Raw genomic sequence first — 16343 nt, 5'->3', positions numbered from 1 at the left:
CTCCCCAACTCCTCATCTTCTAAGAAGGCATCAGGTGTGTCAGACAAATCAAACGTAACAGTGACGCTAGCTTCAACAGTGCCTCGCCGTTCTTTGTTGTGGTTGACTAAATCAGGGAGGCGTTCAGCTCGCATTCCCTTAGAAGTAGACAAACCGAGGCAAAATAACAGGGCATCCAGAATGTTAGACTTTCCCGATCCGTTTGGACCCGAAACCACAGTAAATCCTGACAGCATGGGTATCTGAGTCGTGCCGCCAAAGGATTTGAAGTTGGTAAGTTCCAGGCGTTTGATATGCACCATAGGCGCGGGTTAGTAGGGCTTGGGTAGTGTGGTACGGGTGTATCATGATAATGCCGATCAGGTTAACACAGGCGTTCGGCTTGATGAAAGCAGCACTACTTCAGAATGACCTAATTTTGTGGCTGGTAGTTTGGGGAGTAGGGAGTAGGGAGGAGGCTGCACTCATTGCACCTCCATTCTTGACAAGTGAGTGGATGCGGTTAAAGATGGAACAGATATTTTACTCCTTGTCAATGGGGTAGTTCTTAATGCCTAATCAGCTACACGCGGCTCTTGAACGGTATGAAGCAGCAATTGAGAGTCTGGAGAAGGCTGATGCGGCTATTCGAGTTGAACAAGTGCTAGGGGTTTTGAATGCACGGGATGCAGTACAGGTGGCGCTGAAGCAGCAGTTTCCGATTTCCAATAGTCAGCAGTTCTTACGGTGTCGTGGTAGATGTCCTTTGCCATATATGTCCTAAGCGATCGCTACCGTATCAGCTCTTGCCTTGTAGAGTGTGCGATCGCGTTTGTGCGTCTATCGGGAGTTAGCTCTTAACGGAAACAAGCGGCAGATGCACAAAATCTCCCAATTTTTTTTGTCACTCTCCCTTCCACCCCTAGTCATTCAGCGATCGCAAAACAATCCGATTGCCTCTAAACTCAATCCCTTGACTCCCAACCTTGACCTTAGCATCCAAACCCGTTCCCGAAACCTCAACAGCAGGCGCTGCCCCTTTCTGTACCGTCATCACTACAAAAAAGCGATCGCCTCCAGTCGCCTTTATCACTCCTCCTTTCTCGCCCTTTTCCACTGCAATCTTCACTCCCTGTGGTGCCACAAAGGTTCCCTGCATCGTCGCCCCAGAATCCGCCTGAATCGTGAAGCGCTGCCCCGCCACCCTTACCCTGCCCTCGGTATGCATCAGCCAGGTTTTATTCTCATCCTCCTCCCCCTCAAACTTATCTACCACGACAAATAAACCCGGTACTCCAGACGCCCCACTGTAATCTACGGCAAGCGATCGCTGCCAATTATACCGCTGCAAACTTACCACCCCAGAGCCATCGGCGCTTTCCTGGAAAAACCTCAGTTCTGCCCCCCTACCCGCCTGTTTCTCTGGAGCCAGCACCACATTTTCATCCTCCTGTTTCCCATTGGATGCCTCTCCAGCAGTCGCCCAGCGCCCCCCCAATCCCCAAATCCGAAAACTCCCGGCATCTGGAAACGACCAATGTCCGCCTTTTGGGATATCTTGTTTCAGATAGATGCTGGCAACAAAGTCATTCTCATCCTGCCACCGATTGCGGAAGGCATAGAAGCCCTTTTGTTCATCCACTAATACCCGATTCAATACCTCTACAGGATTCTGGGGTATTACATCATCCCGATACCCAGCCAAAGCAAACACGGCATCATGAGGCAATCCAATACCAAAACTTCGATCCCCATCCTCACCCCAATGACGGTTGAAAAACCACATCACCCCCGGCAAAAACCGTTCTGGAACCGTCCCTAAACCCACTGCAAACAGAGAACCCGTGGCACTTGAACGATGGCGTCCGTAAGTCGGTACAGATACCTCCCCACTCTTCCCCACCATCCGCATCATGTAATGGGGCAAAAACCATGCCGCATTGGAACCTTCAACTAAATCTTGACCCAAAACATTTTCATACGCCTGTAAAAATGGTATAATGCTCAAAATCCACGGCTCTGTGGTGTAATGATCGCCTTCACTACCAAACGAGCGATCGCCAATCCCAATCGTGAGATAACGCTTAACATTCCGTTCGGCAATTTTCAGTAATCGATGGGCATCAGCAGGTTCTTGAAAAAACTCATCCGGTTCTTCCATAATTGCCAACGCCGCCAACCCTGCCGCCCCCCGCGCCCTAGCATTCCAGTTACTCGCAGGATTCGGATTCCAACCCTTATCTGGGGTTCCCTTTATTAACAGTTCCGTCTCCGACACTAACCAACGGCTAACCTGTTTCAACCGTTCCTCATCCCATTTGTTGTAACAAAGGTCGTAAGCCATGGCAACACCCGCCACAACCGTGGAATGTTCCAGCAACCTCCGCCCCGGTTGGTTCATCGACGTTTCAGTAATCTGCCATGCGGTTTCTGCTGCTTGGTTATCCTCCTGCAACAGAGACAGAAAACAATGACCGGCTGCATGATAACCCCCCGTTGGCACATAGCCATCGTAGTAAATTTTTTGGTTGAGACTTTTTCTCAATTGAGCCAAAATCGCCTTACCCACAGGCGTCTTGGCTTTCTGGCGCAATGCCGGCAGTTGCTGTTGCCGAAAGATTAAGCGGGGATGTTCCCTCGGACGAATAGGGAAATGATTCGCTACAGGTTTCAACCAATGGGGACGAATTGTACCCTTGACTTCCCCCGAAACGGGTTCGGAGTTGAACGTTCCCGAATAAGTACCGATAAGCTGATTTTGATGCAGTCGTAGTTCTATACTATAGTCCGCTTTCCCTTGGAAAGATTGCCACGGGTCTGGACTAATCTGCATCTGCGCGTCTAGATTCCAAAAACGCCCAGGTTGACTCACCTCCACCATCCCCTGATGATCAGCTTGATTGAACTTCGGGGCAAATGCCCAAACTTCAGAGTTGCACTTAGCGCGATCGCACACTAAATCTAGAGTAATGTCTTGATAGACAAGTTTCTCTTGTTTCTCTAATGGCTTCCACACTCCCCGTTTTAGGGTTAGGCTGATATCCCCCGATAGTTCCGAGGGATCAATTATTTGGGCGGCGGGGGAATTCGCACCGCCGAGTAAGACTAGTAGTGATGCAGCAAGGAGATAGTGAATTTTCATAAGTTTTCAGTTATGAGTTTCCCTACTCCCGAACCAGATAGCCCCTTGGTTTGAGAAGGGAGATAAATTCAGTAATTTCCCCTAGAAATAGACCTCTTCTACCTGGGAATTCTATGCAAGTAGAGTTTTTCGATTGAGAGACATCAGGCAAGGGAATCGCTATTCATTCCCACTGCAACACTAACGAATTGTCGCCAATCTAAACCTAAACATCTACGAAAGACTAGACCAATAGCATAGCTAACCCGGACATCAACCTGCCAGGAGAGGAGCAACAATGCGATCGCTAAAACCCAATCATTCCCCTCAGCAAAATGTACCTCTTTTCCTTCTGAAGACACTCAATCGGTGTCGCTTCGGCAATATCCTACCACTAGCTAGCGTTATCTTGGCTTGCACTGCTCGTTCTGCGATCGCGGCTAGTAGTTGCAATCTCGGAGGCGGCATACCTGATTTAGCGATCGCTCCTTATATTAGTCCTGAAGTCACAAGAGATGCCATAGCTACCCGTAGCCTTGTCGATACCTTAGATGATCCGTGGCGTATAGCAGCAGGTGGAGCGTCGAGTGGAACTGTACAACCTTGGTTCGGCACTAATAGCTCTCTAGGTAGTGTAAACAGCTTCACATATTTTGACCCCTCCACATCCAGTAACGTCAATACGACTGTGCAGTTGGTATTAGTTAATATTAGTGGCTCGACTGATTGTGCAGGTGTCTCTAATACCTCATCCTCAACCTCATTACTCGCAACTAGCGACACTTTGCAGGATTCTTCACCTCGTCCTGCCAGTTTATACAATAGTGCTAATCAGCCTGCTTTTTGGAATCAGAGGATTGTATCGGGTAATGATGCTCGCCGCTTTGCAGTCCGTTTTACCTTTAACCAGCCTGTGAAGTCCTTCGGGGCATGGTTTGGAGACTTAGAGACTCGCACTGTTAATGGAACTCCAGCAATTTTACGGCTTTTAGATGCATCAGGCAACCGCATTGGTAATGATATTGCCATTCAACCCACAACTATGTACGATGGCAATCCACCAGACCCGGAAATTGTTAACCAGACTCAATGTGGTAACGTTGCCGGTGGGGGTTTCAGTCCTACTAACATTGGTTGTGGTAATGCCTCAACTCGCTGGGTGGGGTTTGTAGACAACAATCTAATTCCTCGCGTCAGTCAAGTTCTAGTGATCGTCGGTGATGATGACTTTAACGACAATGGCGATACTGAAATTCTCAGCTTCATTGGAGCCAATATTATTCCAGTGGCATCTAACCCGAATTTGCTACTCGTCAAACGCATTACCGCTATTAACGGTGTTAATATAACCGATTTCGTAGATGACCCCAATTCAACCAATGACAACGCTTCCAACTGGCCCACTCCTACCAATACCTACCTGCGCGGAGCGATTAGCAGTACTGTAAAGCCTGGTGATGAAATTGAATATACCATCTACTTTCTTTCAACAGGCAGCAAGAACGCCACAAACGTGCAAATCTGCGACCTCATCCCTGCCAATACCACCTTTGTTTCCACAGCCTTTAACAGCTTAACTCCTACAGAGGGAGGTTTACCAGAAAGCGATCGCGGCATTGCCCTTGCCCTCAATTCTACAAGCCTGCCAGCAAATCCCACTGTTTATCTTTCCAATACTGCTGATACCGATAGAGGGCAGTTTTTTGCCCAAGGAACACTGCTGCCTGCAACCTGTTCGAGTAGTAATAATAACGGAGCTGTCATTGTCAATGTCGTCACCCTGCCCAACACTTTACCCTATGCAACTGGAAAGGGAACACCTTACAATTCCTATGGTTTTATTCGCTTCCGCGCCAGAGTAAATTAGGGTAGTGTTGGGAAAAGTGATCTTCTCAAGCAAATTAGTTTGTGCTAAGATTACATTTTTTCATGTTTTTTTATCAAATGTTTAAATGGCTTTACAATTTTTCTATCGCCAGTTTAATTGCGTTTGTTCTAGCAACAGTTTATGTGAGCGTCATTTACCGCCAAACAGCCATTAGGGATCTGGTCGCTGTAGGAGAAAGTAAAAATGTAGCGTTAACCCGATCATTTGCCAATTCCTTAGAATCGGATTTAGCTTCCTTTTTGCACTCAGCCGAGACATTCAGTAACGACGAATTGCGATCTTCTCTTGCAGTAGCCAGACTCCATCGCGCTGTTATTAATGAGATGAAAGGTCTATCAGTCGTCAAAGTCAAACTCTTTGACCGTAAAGGACGCATCATCTTTTCTACAGAAGGCTCGGAAATTGGCAAAATCACAGAAAGCCAAGGTTTTGAAGCAACACGTAGCGGTCAAACACTAACATTACATAATTATCGCAAAGCTTTTGAGTCCTTTGACAATACAATTAAAGACCGCCAGATCCTCTCCAGTTACATCCCCGTCCAGTTTGAAAGTACCACTGAGCCAATCACAGGAGTTTTTGAGCTTTATACAGATGAGACTCCCTTGGTAGAGCGTCTTGAACGCACCCAGAGAACAATTTTGTTAGCCGCTGCCATCATTTTCGGCTTGCTCTATGCAATTGTATGGTTGATTTTCAGGCAAGCCTCTCACATTTTACGAAATCAATATGCTCAACTAGCGGCAACTCAAGCCGACTTAGCTGAGTCCCATCAAGAGTTGCAACAGCGTGTCAACCAATTGCACCACCAAAACCAAGTGCTAATGGAACTGGCTAAAAATAAGGCACTGCATCAAGGAGATTTGAACGGAGCATTTCAAGCTATCACAGAAGCAACAGCTCAAACCCTTAAAATTAAACGAGTCAGTGTCTGGCTGTTGGATGGGAACTCAACTCACATTCAATGCCTTGACTTGTTTGAACTCAGTAGCCGCCAACATAGCTCAGGCATAAAACTAGCCGCCACCGACTATCCCAACTATTTTCAGGCGTTGGTTGCTGACGAACTCATTGTTGCCAACAATGCCCACACAGATCCGAGAACTTGCGAATTTTCCTCCTCTTACTTAACACCCCTAGGAATTGCTTCGATGATGGATGCCCCCATCAGACTCAGTGGTCGGACAGTGGGGGTTTTATGCTATGAACAGGTGGGAAATGAACGTCATTGGACATCCGAAGAGCAGAACTTCGCTCGTTCCACTGCCGATTTAGTTTCCTTAGTGCTAGAAGCCAACCAGCGCCAACAGGCTCAAGACGCGCTGCGTCAATCGGAAGCGCGAGAGCGTCAAAAGTCTCAACAGCTCACTACTACCCTCTCTGAATTGAAAGACGCTCAAGCCCAACTCATCCAAGCGGCTAAAATGTCGGCTCTCGGACAAATGGTAGCAGGAGTCGGTCATGAAATTAACAACCCAGTCAACTTTGTTTCGGGCAATCTTGGTTATGCCCATCAATACTTTCAAGACCTGAGCCGCCTACTTGAAGCGTACCAGCAGAGCTACCCCAATCCCACACCAGAAATTTGTCAACTCACCTCGGAGATTGAGTTAGATTTTTTAGTGAAAGATTGGCAAAAACTGATGCACTCGATGCAGATCGGCGCTGATCGCCTAAAGCAGATTGTGCTATCCCTACGCAGCTTCTCTAGGCGACATGACGATGAACTCAAACCAACTAATATTCATCAGGGAATTGATAACACCTTACTGATTTTGCAGCACCGACTCCAGCCCCAGAAGAATCGGTCTGAAATAAAGCTAGTTAAAGACTATGGTCAACTGCCGTTAGTCCCGTGTTATTCAAGCCTCTTAAATCAGGTGTTTATGAATCTGATTTCTAATGCGATTGAAGCCTTATCAGAAACAACAACCCAAACTGATACCCCTCTATATGAGCCACAAATTTTAATTCGCACCCAAACCGACAGCGTTCAATCCTTGAGTTCAAGTGAAGAAGTTATCAATTGTGCGGTTATTGAGATTGTTGACAATGGTTTAGGCATAAGTGAAGAAATCTGCCAGCAGATTTTTGACCCATTCTTTACCACTAAGCCAGTGGGAAAAGGAACGGGATTGGGACTCTCAATTAGCTATCAGATTGTCGTGGAAAAACATGGCGGTCAACTCCGTTGTGTTTCTACTCCAGGAGCAGGAACTTGTTTTATTATCGAAATTCCCCTTCAGCCGAATAGTAGTTCCGATAAGAATTTCCCCCACTGCCCTTAACCGAAGAATTCACAAAAGAACTAACCAACTCAGCCTTTTTAATCGCCCTCATCTATCGCCTCTTTTGCCGCTAATCCCTCTTAGCGATCAGCAGAACCGCTAAGATCCAAAGTCATGGACTTACCCATCATCTACCACCCCGACTACGTCGCGCCACTTCCAGAAAGGCATCGCTTCCCCATGCCCAAATTTGGGAAACTCTACGAACTTCTCCTCACTGATAGCATTGCCACTCCCGAACAATTCCACATACCCAACCCTCCCTCAACCGAGTGGATCGAACTCGTCCACACCCCCGACTACATCCAATGTTATCGCCAAGGCACCCTGAAGCCCAAAGCCCAGCGCCGCATCGGACTACCCTGGAGTACCGCACTCGTCAATCGTACCTGCACCGCAGTCGGCGGCACTATCCTCACCGCCCAACTTGCCCTCACTCACGGTTTAGCCTGCAATACTGCTGGCGGCACCCATCACGCTTTTCCCAGTTACGGTTCCGGTTTCTGCATCTTTAACGATTTAGCCATTACCGCCCGCGTTCTGCAACAATTGGGACTCGTCCAAAAAATTCTTATCCTTGACTTAGACGTACATCAAGGTGACGGTACTGCCTTTATCTTCCAAAATGAACCCAAGGTTTTCACCTTTTCTATGCACTGCGAAGCCAACTTCCCTGGCACCAAACAAAAAAGTGACTTAGACATTCCTCTACCTGTGGGGATGGATGACGATGCCTACCTGCAAACCCTGGCAAAGTATCTCCCTGATATTCTTTCTGAGTTCCAGCCCGATTTAGTTCTCTACGACGCCGGAGTAGATCCCCACGCGAGCGATCGCTTCGGTAAGTTAGCTCTCACTGACACTGGTATCTACCGCCGCGAAATGCAAGTTCTCAGCACCTGCATTGCTGGTAGCTATCCCGTCGCTAGTGTGATTGGTGGTGGTTACAGTGACAACCTCAACGCCCTAATCTACCGCCACTCCCTCCTCCACCGCGCTGCCAGTGAGGTTTATCACCAGTATCGACTTTAAAATTGATAATTCCCCCTACCGACATCCCCAACCCGCCGTGTGTAAATTAAAGGCGTCTGGATTGACTCCTTCAGCAGTTGCGGCTTTAATCAAAGCCTGAAAAACACTCAGATGAGCGGGTTCATTGAGAGAGAGTTCGGGATGCCACTGGAGAGCGATCGCAAAAGGGTGCAGTTCATGTTCCAATGCCTCAATTACGCCATCGGGTGCCTGTGCTGCAATATTCCAGCCGAGAGGGGCAGTGCGTACAGCTTGATGGTGCCAAGAGACAACATTGATCTCATGTTTACCAATAATGCTGGCAAGTTGAGTATCAGCAACAATCTGCACCCTATGCTCAGTCGGTTTGAGCAGTTCTAGTCGATGTGCCACATCCTCACCAAATTCGTCTGGAATGTGGGAGACTAAATCGCCACCACTGGCTACCATCAGTACCTCTAAACCGCGACAAATTCCCAGTACAGGTTTGCGTTCTGACAGTGCTAGTTTAGCGAGGGTTAGTTCGGCGGTATCCCTTTCGGGGTCTACGCCATAGATAGTAGGATGGAGTGAACCCTTGTAACAATTAGGGTCTAAATCACCGCCGCCAGTGAACACTAAACCATCAACACTATTCAGAATGACGGCTGGATTCCAGGGAACTGGGGGCAGCAAAATCGGTATCCCACCTGAACGCTGCACCGCCTGAGTATAACCAGCGGGTGAGTAAAAGTTGCCAGTTGGCTGGTAGTTGTAGGTCGTAATTCCAATCAGGGGAGGCTTAATGGGTGTTGGAGTCTTCATTCCATTCAGGGGTGTTTGAAAATTCATTAATCAAAGTTCAAATAGGGCTTCAATGACTTAGCATAAGGAATGCTTTATCAGCCAATTGATATTATGGCTGCATTTTTGAATACTTGTTTCAGTTAAAACAGCTTGGGATGTGAATTTTTACTCAACTTCCTAGCCTTTGCTAACTCTCTGACTATGACAGGTTCTACCGCTACACTACTCATTTCCTGCCCCGACCAACGGGGACTTGTTGCCAAATTTGCCAATTTTATCTATGCTAATGGTGGTAATATCATTCATTCCGACCAGCATACCGATTTTACCGCTGGGCTATTTCTGACCCGTATTGAATGGCAGCTAGAAGGGTTTAATTTGCCTCGTGAATTGATTGGGGCAGCATTTCAAGCGATCGCTCACCCCCTAAAAGCAGACTGGCAACTTCACTTTTCCGACACCATTCCTCAGATTGCCATTTGGGTCAGCAAGCAAAACCACTGTTTGCTAGACTTACTTTGGCGACAACAGGCAAAGGAGTTTTCAGGGGCAATTCCCTTAGTGATTAGCAACCATCCTGACCTGAAAGCCATCAGCGAACACTTTGGAGCCGATTTTCACCACATTCCTATCACTTCAGACAACAAAGCCGAACAGGAAGCCAAACAGATAGAACTCCTGGATCAGTATGAAATCGACTTAGTGATTCTGGCTAAATATATGCAGGTTCTCAGTGCTGACTTTGTTGCTCACTTTCCTAAAATTATTAATATTCACCATTCTTTTTTACCCGCCTTTGCTGGTGCTAAACCCTACCATCAAGCTTGCGATCGTGGCGTAAAAATTATTGGCGCTACGGCTCATTATGTGACCTCAGAATTGGATGCCGGACCCATTATCGAGCAGGATGTGGTGCGCGTTAGCCATCGAGATAGCGTTGCAGATTTGATTCGCAAGGGGAAGGATTTAGAACGGGTTGTTTTAGCAAGGGCAGTACGCTTGCATTTACGCCATCAAGTCTTAGTTTACGGCAATCGGACGGTAGTTTTCGCTTGAGTGAAACTAGTTTTCCCAATACAAAACCCGGCTGGGCGACAGGGATGCTTCACCGGGAATGACTGGTCAACTTGCTAATTCCTATTTTCCACTCTTTATTTCGGGAGTGTATCGGGAAAAACCCGGAAATTACCCCTAGATTTTTCAAGGCGATTCAGTAGAATTACGGTTGTCTTTAAGATTGAATATCTTTTTCTTTGGAGGAAACTATGGCAAAGCTTGACAATAAAACCCAAAACTTCGGCGTACAACTGACTTCCAAAATTGATAAAGTCAAGGTCTACGCGGCGGGTGCGACGGTAACTCGTGTGGCTAACCTACAGTGTGCAGATAGAAACGTACCGGAACAAGCAGAAATTACCGGACTCCCCCTGGCACTGGATGATAGTAGCGTTCGTGTGCGGGTTGAAGGTAGCACAGCAATCGCAACAGACGTGCGGATTGGTTTAGCGGTGCCGCCGCGTCAAGAAACACCCACCCCACCCTTAGAGGAGAAACTGCGGCAAGGGATGGCTGAGGTAAAGCGGATCGAGGATATTATCAGCCTAATTGACAACGAAATCGAAGCGCTGCGCCAGCTTCACGTCCCAGTTCGACCCACTGGGGAAGAAAGAAAAGCGCCACCCCCTTCACCTATAGAAGCACGACTGGCGATCGCAAATTTTAAAGATGAACAAATCCGTGCCAGAATTCAGGAACGGCGCGATACTCAGAAAAACCTCCGCAAGGCTCAGGAACAGTTAGAGAATCTAAAGCATAAACAAGCGCTGGCGTCAACAGCTAGGGAGGTTAAACCTCACGAACTGCGAAAAACGGTCATTGTCAGGTTGAGTTATGAAGGTGAACAAATAATTATAGAACCGCAGTTAGTGGTGGAGTATTTTGTCCCCGGCGCACGCTGGACACCTAGTTATGTTTGCCGTTTGGATAGTGCCAATAATACAGCAGCGATCGCAGTTCGGGCATTTCTATGTCAGCGCACGGGAGAAGATTGGTCGGGGGTACGCTTGGAACTCTCAACGGCGGAACCGATGAATTGGTGTGAGTTGCCGGAATTACCGTCGTTACGGTTAGGATGCGCTCAACCTGTCCAGAAAAAGTCGGGTTGGCGTCTGCCTCCAGTGGGTGCAGAGACTCTATTTCAAGATTATGACCGCCAGAAGCAGGAGATGCTTAGGGAAGTGCAGTCAGAGTCTATACTCGCAGAATTATTTGTCCCTGAAGTGTCACATTTACCAGAGTTAGAGATTTCTGCTGTTAATGAAGCTGAAAGTCTAGCCGATGAATTTTGTGATCTTGAATATGAATCTTTGCTTATCGCCCCTGACATGGAGGACAGAGAGGAAACTATGAGCCGTGCAGCAAGAATTCCGGGTTACAGACTTGAAATGGCGATGCCCTCTTCTGCTCCAACCGTGTCTGCAAAACGCCGAGTTCGTCATCACCTAGTCGAAGAAAAATCTATCAAAGAAGAGAACTATCAAGTCGATTTTCTCTCTTATGGTTTGATGCAAATAGGAACCCCAGATGAACAGGGTAAGCGCGGCAAACTCTCCATTGAGCGACAGCAGGAAGTCTATCTGGAAATTCTCAAGCGTCAGCAAGTGACTGTTACCTTCGATGTCCTGGAAACTGTACAACAGGCAGTATCTAATTCACAAAATTGCCTTTATGTCAACCTTCCTCTTGGTGGTATTAATGTGCGTCAGGTAGCGGGTTCCTTTGACTATGCCTATCGTGCAGACGGCAGAGTAGATGTTCCCGCAGATGGACAATTTCACTCTGTCGCACTAACGAGTCAGAGTACAGATGTAGACGTGCGCTATGTGGTTGTTCCCCGTGAAGATACCAACGTTTTCCGCATTGCTCAACTGAAGAACCCCTTACAAGCTCCCTTACTGGCTGGTGCTGCGGATGTCTATGTTGATGGCGAATATATCCTATCCACTACTATTGCCACCGTACCACCCAAGGGACAAATGGAGTTAGGGTTGGGAGTTGAACAAGCCATCAAAGTGGCTCGGAATACGACGTATCAGGAAGTTCGTTCTAGTGAATCGCTGGTTGCTTTTAATGAACTGCGCCACCGGATTCAAATTGATATTGCTAACCGTTTGCCAAGAGAAGCGCGGATTGAAGTGCGGGAACGCATTCCAGTTCCCCAAGACGGGGCAAAAGTGGAAGTGGAAATGGGTGAAGTCTCGCCTGACTGGGAGAAGTATGAACAGGAGGAACGGGGGACTCCAATTCAGGGTGGTTATCGCTGGCAGATAAACGTGCCAGGGGGAGAGCAGGTAAAATTATCGGCACAGTACACGATTAAGACGTTTGCCGATAGTGAACTCGTCGATGGCAATCGGCGGGAGTGATTCGATGAAAATCACCGATGCGATCGCTCATCAACCGATAATAAAGTCAGGCAATGCAGTAGCCACCCTGGGCAGTTGCCTGCATATCCCTCATAGCGCTCAGAGATAGCTCAACAATGTACCCGCGCTTAACCCAACTCCCCAAACATTGATGGATAATAAATTAATGGGTGGGAATCGATGGGAATGAGTTCATGTAAACGGTAGCATCTGTCAAGGACGTTTGCTATGCAGCCAGAATACCTCGAACAAATCAAGGACTATTACCTTGAGGATGCTAAGAAACATTTGCAAGTCATTGAGCAACATTTACTGAATCTACAAAGTACGATTGAAGACCCAGAAAAGATTAACCAACTTTTTCATGTCACTCGTTGCAGTATCGTGGGTGGGGCAAATATGCTGCCTATCAGCCAGCTTCATATCCGCAGCATTCATGAAGCCGGTTTATGCTTGGTAGAGTGTTTCAACGTCTTTCAGCAAGAGAGTTCGGTTCAGGTTGACCAACCGCTACAAGACTTGTTGATACAGGTGTTTTACACTCTCAAAAAATTAATTGAGGCAATGAGCGAATCCTCTGGATTGACGGACGAGCAGGTTATGCAAGTGATGACAGAAATGGAGTCAGTCAGGGAATCCCTCAAGATTCACCTCAAGGAGTTAATCTATCGTTCGCGTCAGGTAAATGACTCAGACAAGGCAGTTGCTTCAGATGCCGCCGATGACGTTCCCACTGTGGACGAATTGCAAGTCCTCATCGACGAACTTTTAATTGATAATTCCGCAGTCCCAAACAGCAATCAACCCAAATCCAACTAAATCATGGCAGCTATTCAGCCTCCAACAGAAACTATCCAAACACTCACGCTAGATGCGCCAGTTTGTGTCGTTACACTGTTAGAAGACCGCGCCCTTGTGCAGCGAAGGGGCAAAGCTAATCTGACTCAAGGGTTGTGGCGAGTTCAGGTCGAGCAAGTTGCTCCGGTGCTGTCTGACAAATCCCTACGAGCTGAATTCTGTAACGACGATTTAGGCGGGCGGATTGATGATGTTCGGGTTCGTCGCCAGATGTTAGTTAAGGAAGAGGATCGACCGGCACAAATCAAAGCGTTGCTGGCAGAATTGCGATCGCTCAAAAACACCTTTAGCTATAGTACTACAGACCGCTCTCACCAAGAGTATGCCTTTGAAGAAATTAACGCTATTTTGGCAAAAGGATTAGAAGAACTCCCCGTTGATGCAGCTTGGGGACAAATAGATCCTAAATCCTGGCGATCGCAATTGCAAACTCTCTTTAACCAGTTACGAGAACTGCGGGCTGAAATTGTGAGCAGCTATTACACCCAGCAGCAATTAAGTCAGCACATTAATGATTTAATTACCAAGATTCACGCTCTATCCCGCCCCGATTGGGTTTATACCGCCCATATTGAAGCAGATTTAATGGTAAGCCAAGCGGGTGAATATGAAATCGCCTTTGATTATGTGGTTCCCAATGCCATGTGGCGTCCCTGGCACCAAGCCCGTTTGTTAATGGGAACAGAGGTGGCAACGGATGGGGTAACGGATGTAACGGATATAACGGATAATCCATTTGCTACCTTATCGTTTAGTGTGGATGGCTGTGTGTGGCAGCGCACAGGCGAAGATTGGCAGGATGTGGATTTAGTGTTTTCTACAGCTCGTGCCTCTCTGGGTACTGAACCTCCTCTGTTGACAGATGATATTTTAAATGTGCAAGAAAAAGCCCCAGATATTGTTATTCAAGTTCGCGAACAAACAATTCAGACGACCGGACTTGATACGGATGCTGCCGCCGCTACAGTAGAATTACCGGGTGTGGATGATGGTGGTGAAGTCCGGAACCTGCGACCTACGACTAAAGCTACAATTCCTTCTGATGGTCGTCCTTACCGTGTTCCCCTCTTTTCTTTTGAGTCAGAAGCAGAGGTTAAGTATGTCTTGATGCCAGAAATCGCCTGTCAAGTTATCCTCAAAAGCGAACAAAGGAATACAGCACAATTTCCCATTCTCGCAGGTCCTGTGGATTTGGTGCGCTCCTCGGAGTTTGTAGGCAAAACATCTATCGGGTTTATTGCACCCGGAGAGACATTTGCTTTGGGATGGGGTTCTGATGCCGCAATGCGCGTGCAGCGTACTCAAACTCAGAAACGAGAACGTGAACACTTGACGAAGTGGACGGTTGTCACCACGACAGTCAAGTTATTCCTTTCTAATATTGGAGCAGAGTCAAGGGTCATTGAAACCACGGAGCGCTTGCCGATTTCAGAGCTAGAACAGGTGAAGGTTGAAGCTATTGCTGAGGAGACGACTGACGGCGTGCAGCCTAATGAAAATGGCTTCTGTACTTGGAATTTTACCCTAGAACCTTACTCTCAACGTCAGGCAACTTTAGTTTATAAAGTTTCGGCTACTCCGGAAGTGCAAGGGATTTGAAAAACTCCTAGTTTTGATTTTGCAGTTGCTCAATTTCCTTAGCTTGTTCTGGGAGTTGAGTTTGTTGCTGTCCAAGGTTGCGAGCCCAACTTCCGTAGAGGTTAATGGGGGTACTCAATAGTGCGACAAACGAGGATTTGCCTGCGATCGCATTTATACTAGCAATGGGTAATTCTTTTAGGAACCAGCGACTCATCAGATAGAAGGATTTTCGTGCCGTTAATTTCGGTTGCAATTCAACGCCGTAGAGTTCGTGCAAATATTTGTTAGAACGACCATAGCGCTGCCATTGGCTGCGGAATTCTTGGAGGGTGGCGCGGTGACGGTGCTGAACGATGGCGTGTTCGGCAAAAGAAAGCTGCCAAGGGGTTTGCCGTTGAATTCGCCAACAGATGTCAGCATCGCCGCCCGTTGTCAGGTGGGGACGGAACAATCCCACTTCTGCCAAGGCTTGGCGTCGAATGGCTAGGTTAGCCGTTTGACCGTAGGGGCAGAAGGGATGGTCTAGGGTATACTTTTGGGTTAAGGTAACTTGACGTTCAGCGTGCTGTTCTAGCCAGGTTTGACCGGGTAGTGCCGCAATTTCACCCACGACTAAACCGATATTGGGTTCGACAAAGGGTTCAACCAAAAGATTCAGCCACTCAGGAATGGGACGGCAGTCGGCATCAGTAAAGGCTAAAATCTCACCCGTGGAGGCTTGGATGGCTTTATTTCGTGCGGCGTAGGAGCTTTGAATGTGCTTTTCAGTGAGGGGATAAAGCTGGAGTCCTTGAGATTGGGCGTCTTGAGCGGCGTTTTGAAGGATTTCAGGGGTGCGATCGCTACTATTATTGTCTACGAGTAAGTATTCGACTTGTTTTTTGGGGTAAGTTTGAGAGAATAGGCAGTGGATTAAGTTGGGCAAGTCTGCTTCGCCGTTATAGATAGGGACGATGACGGATACTTTGGGGAGAAAGGTTGGGTGAGGTTGGCTATCGGTTGCTTGGGTAAGGGTCATAGACTAATGTTGCACAGATAAGTATAACTGCTGAGACTTTTCTCATAGTTTTGCAGTAGTCGTTGAGATTCTTCCAAAGTAATACGCTTTTCTTGCAAGGCTTGTTCGGTACGGCGGCGAATGTTTTCCACCAAGTCCTCGGCATCGTACTGCACGTAACTCAAGACTTCTGTCACCGTATCCCCTTTGATTACGTGTTCAATTTCATAGCCCTTGGGTGTTAACTGAATATGAACGGCATTGGTATCGCCAAAGAGGTTGTGCAGATTGCCCATAATCTCCTGATAGGCACCGACGAGAAATAAACCCAAGTAATAAGGCTCTTTTGAGTTTAGATTAGGGCTTTTAGAATTGGGATTTTGCGAATTCTCCCCTGCTCCCCTGCCCC

At 47.4% G+C, this 16343-nt stretch carries 12 protein-coding genes and 1 pseudogene; 8 read left to right on the top strand and 5 right to left on the bottom strand.

Annotated elements, in window-relative coordinates:
* Positions 1 to 302: AAA family ATPase (locus IQ257_RS24450; RefSeq protein WP_193933282.1), on the bottom strand; the 302-nt coding region annotated here is incomplete at its 3' end.
* Between the two features lie 248 nt (positions 303 to 550).
* On the opposite strand from IQ257_RS24450, the gene IQ257_RS24445 reads away from it, so the two are divergent.
* Positions 551 to 763, top strand: a complete 213-nt coding sequence (locus tag IQ257_RS24445; RefSeq protein WP_193882849.1) for a hypothetical protein — start codon at positions 551 to 553, stop codon at positions 761 to 763.
* A 138-nt stretch (positions 764 to 901) separates the two neighbouring features.
* Here the strand turns inward: IQ257_RS24445 and IQ257_RS24440 are convergent, their stop codons facing one another.
* Positions 902 to 3121 (bottom strand): hypothetical protein, encoded by a 2220-nt coding sequence (locus IQ257_RS24440; RefSeq protein WP_193933280.1) that lies wholly within the window; start codon positions 3119 to 3121, stop codon positions 902 to 904.
* Between the two features lie 277 nt (positions 3122 to 3398).
* On the opposite strand from IQ257_RS24440, the gene IQ257_RS24435 reads away from it, so the two are divergent.
* The 3 genes from IQ257_RS24435 (at position 3399) to IQ257_RS24425 (ending at position 8308) form a co-directional block, all read left to right on the top strand.
* Positions 3399 to 4967 (top strand): DUF11 domain-containing protein, encoded by a 1569-nt coding sequence (locus IQ257_RS24435; protein ID WP_193879130.1) that lies wholly within the window; start codon positions 3399 to 3401, stop codon positions 4965 to 4967.
* A 62-nt stretch (positions 4968 to 5029) separates the two neighbouring features.
* On the top strand, positions 5030 to 7276 hold the full coding sequence (locus tag IQ257_RS24430; RefSeq protein ID WP_228060991.1) for an ATP-binding protein: 2247 nt from the start codon (positions 5030 to 5032) through the stop codon (positions 7274 to 7276).
* 114 nt (positions 7277 to 7390) lie between these two features.
* Positions 7391 to 8308 (top strand): histone deacetylase, encoded by a 918-nt coding sequence (locus tag IQ257_RS24425; RefSeq protein WP_193879127.1) that lies wholly within the window; start codon positions 7391 to 7393, stop codon positions 8306 to 8308.
* 15 nt (positions 8309 to 8323) lie between these two features.
* Here IQ257_RS24425 and IQ257_RS24420 read toward each other — a convergent pair whose 3' ends face one another.
* Positions 8324 to 9118, bottom strand: a complete 795-nt coding sequence (locus IQ257_RS24420) for a gamma-glutamyl-gamma-aminobutyrate hydrolase family protein (protein WP_228060990.1) — start codon at positions 9116 to 9118, stop codon at positions 8324 to 8326.
* A gap of 156 nt (positions 9119 to 9274) precedes the next feature.
* Between IQ257_RS24420 and purU the strand changes: the two genes are divergently transcribed.
* The 4 genes from purU to IQ257_RS24400 all read left to right on the top strand — a co-directional run bounded on the left by purU (position 9275) and on the right by IQ257_RS24400 (position 14955).
* Entirely contained in the window at positions 9275 to 10129 is an 855-nt protein-coding gene (purU, locus tag IQ257_RS24415; protein ID WP_193879124.1) for a formyltetrahydrofolate deformylase, read from the top strand.
* A gap of 209 nt (positions 10130 to 10338) precedes the next feature.
* Complete coding sequence (locus IQ257_RS24410; protein WP_193879121.1) at positions 10339 to 12498, top strand: DUF4139 domain-containing protein; 2160 nt, start codon at positions 10339 to 10341, stop codon at positions 12496 to 12498.
* Between the two features lie 228 nt (positions 12499 to 12726).
* The gene (locus IQ257_RS24405; protein WP_193879118.1) at positions 12727 to 13317 is read left to right on the top strand and encodes a hypothetical protein; all 591 of its coding nucleotides are present in this window, start codon (positions 12727 to 12729) and stop codon (positions 13315 to 13317) included.
* Between the two features lie 3 nt (positions 13318 to 13320).
* Positions 13321 to 14955: a mucoidy inhibitor MuiA family protein gene (locus IQ257_RS24400; protein ID WP_193879115.1), complete on the top strand. Its 1635-nt coding sequence runs from the start codon at positions 13321 to 13323 to the stop codon at positions 14953 to 14955.
* Between the two features lie 7 nt (positions 14956 to 14962).
* On the opposite strand, the gene IQ257_RS24395 is transcribed toward IQ257_RS24400, so the two are convergent.
* Positions 14963 to 15955 (bottom strand): glycosyltransferase, encoded by a 993-nt coding sequence (locus tag IQ257_RS24395; RefSeq protein WP_193879112.1) that lies wholly within the window; start codon positions 15953 to 15955, stop codon positions 14963 to 14965.
* Positions 15952 to 16343 (bottom strand): annotated as a pseudogene (locus tag IQ257_RS24390) (arginine decarboxylase); the annotation flags it as partial. The gene IQ257_RS24395 and the pseudogene IQ257_RS24390, both read right to left, overlap by 4 nt.

Source organism: Coleofasciculus sp. LEGE 07092 (genome assembly GCF_015207375.1).
In the GTDB taxonomy this organism is placed as follows: Bacteria; Cyanobacteriota; Cyanobacteriia; order Cyanobacteriales; family Coleofasciculaceae; genus LEGE-07092.
This window is presented reverse-complemented; position numbering and strand designations above follow the sequence as displayed.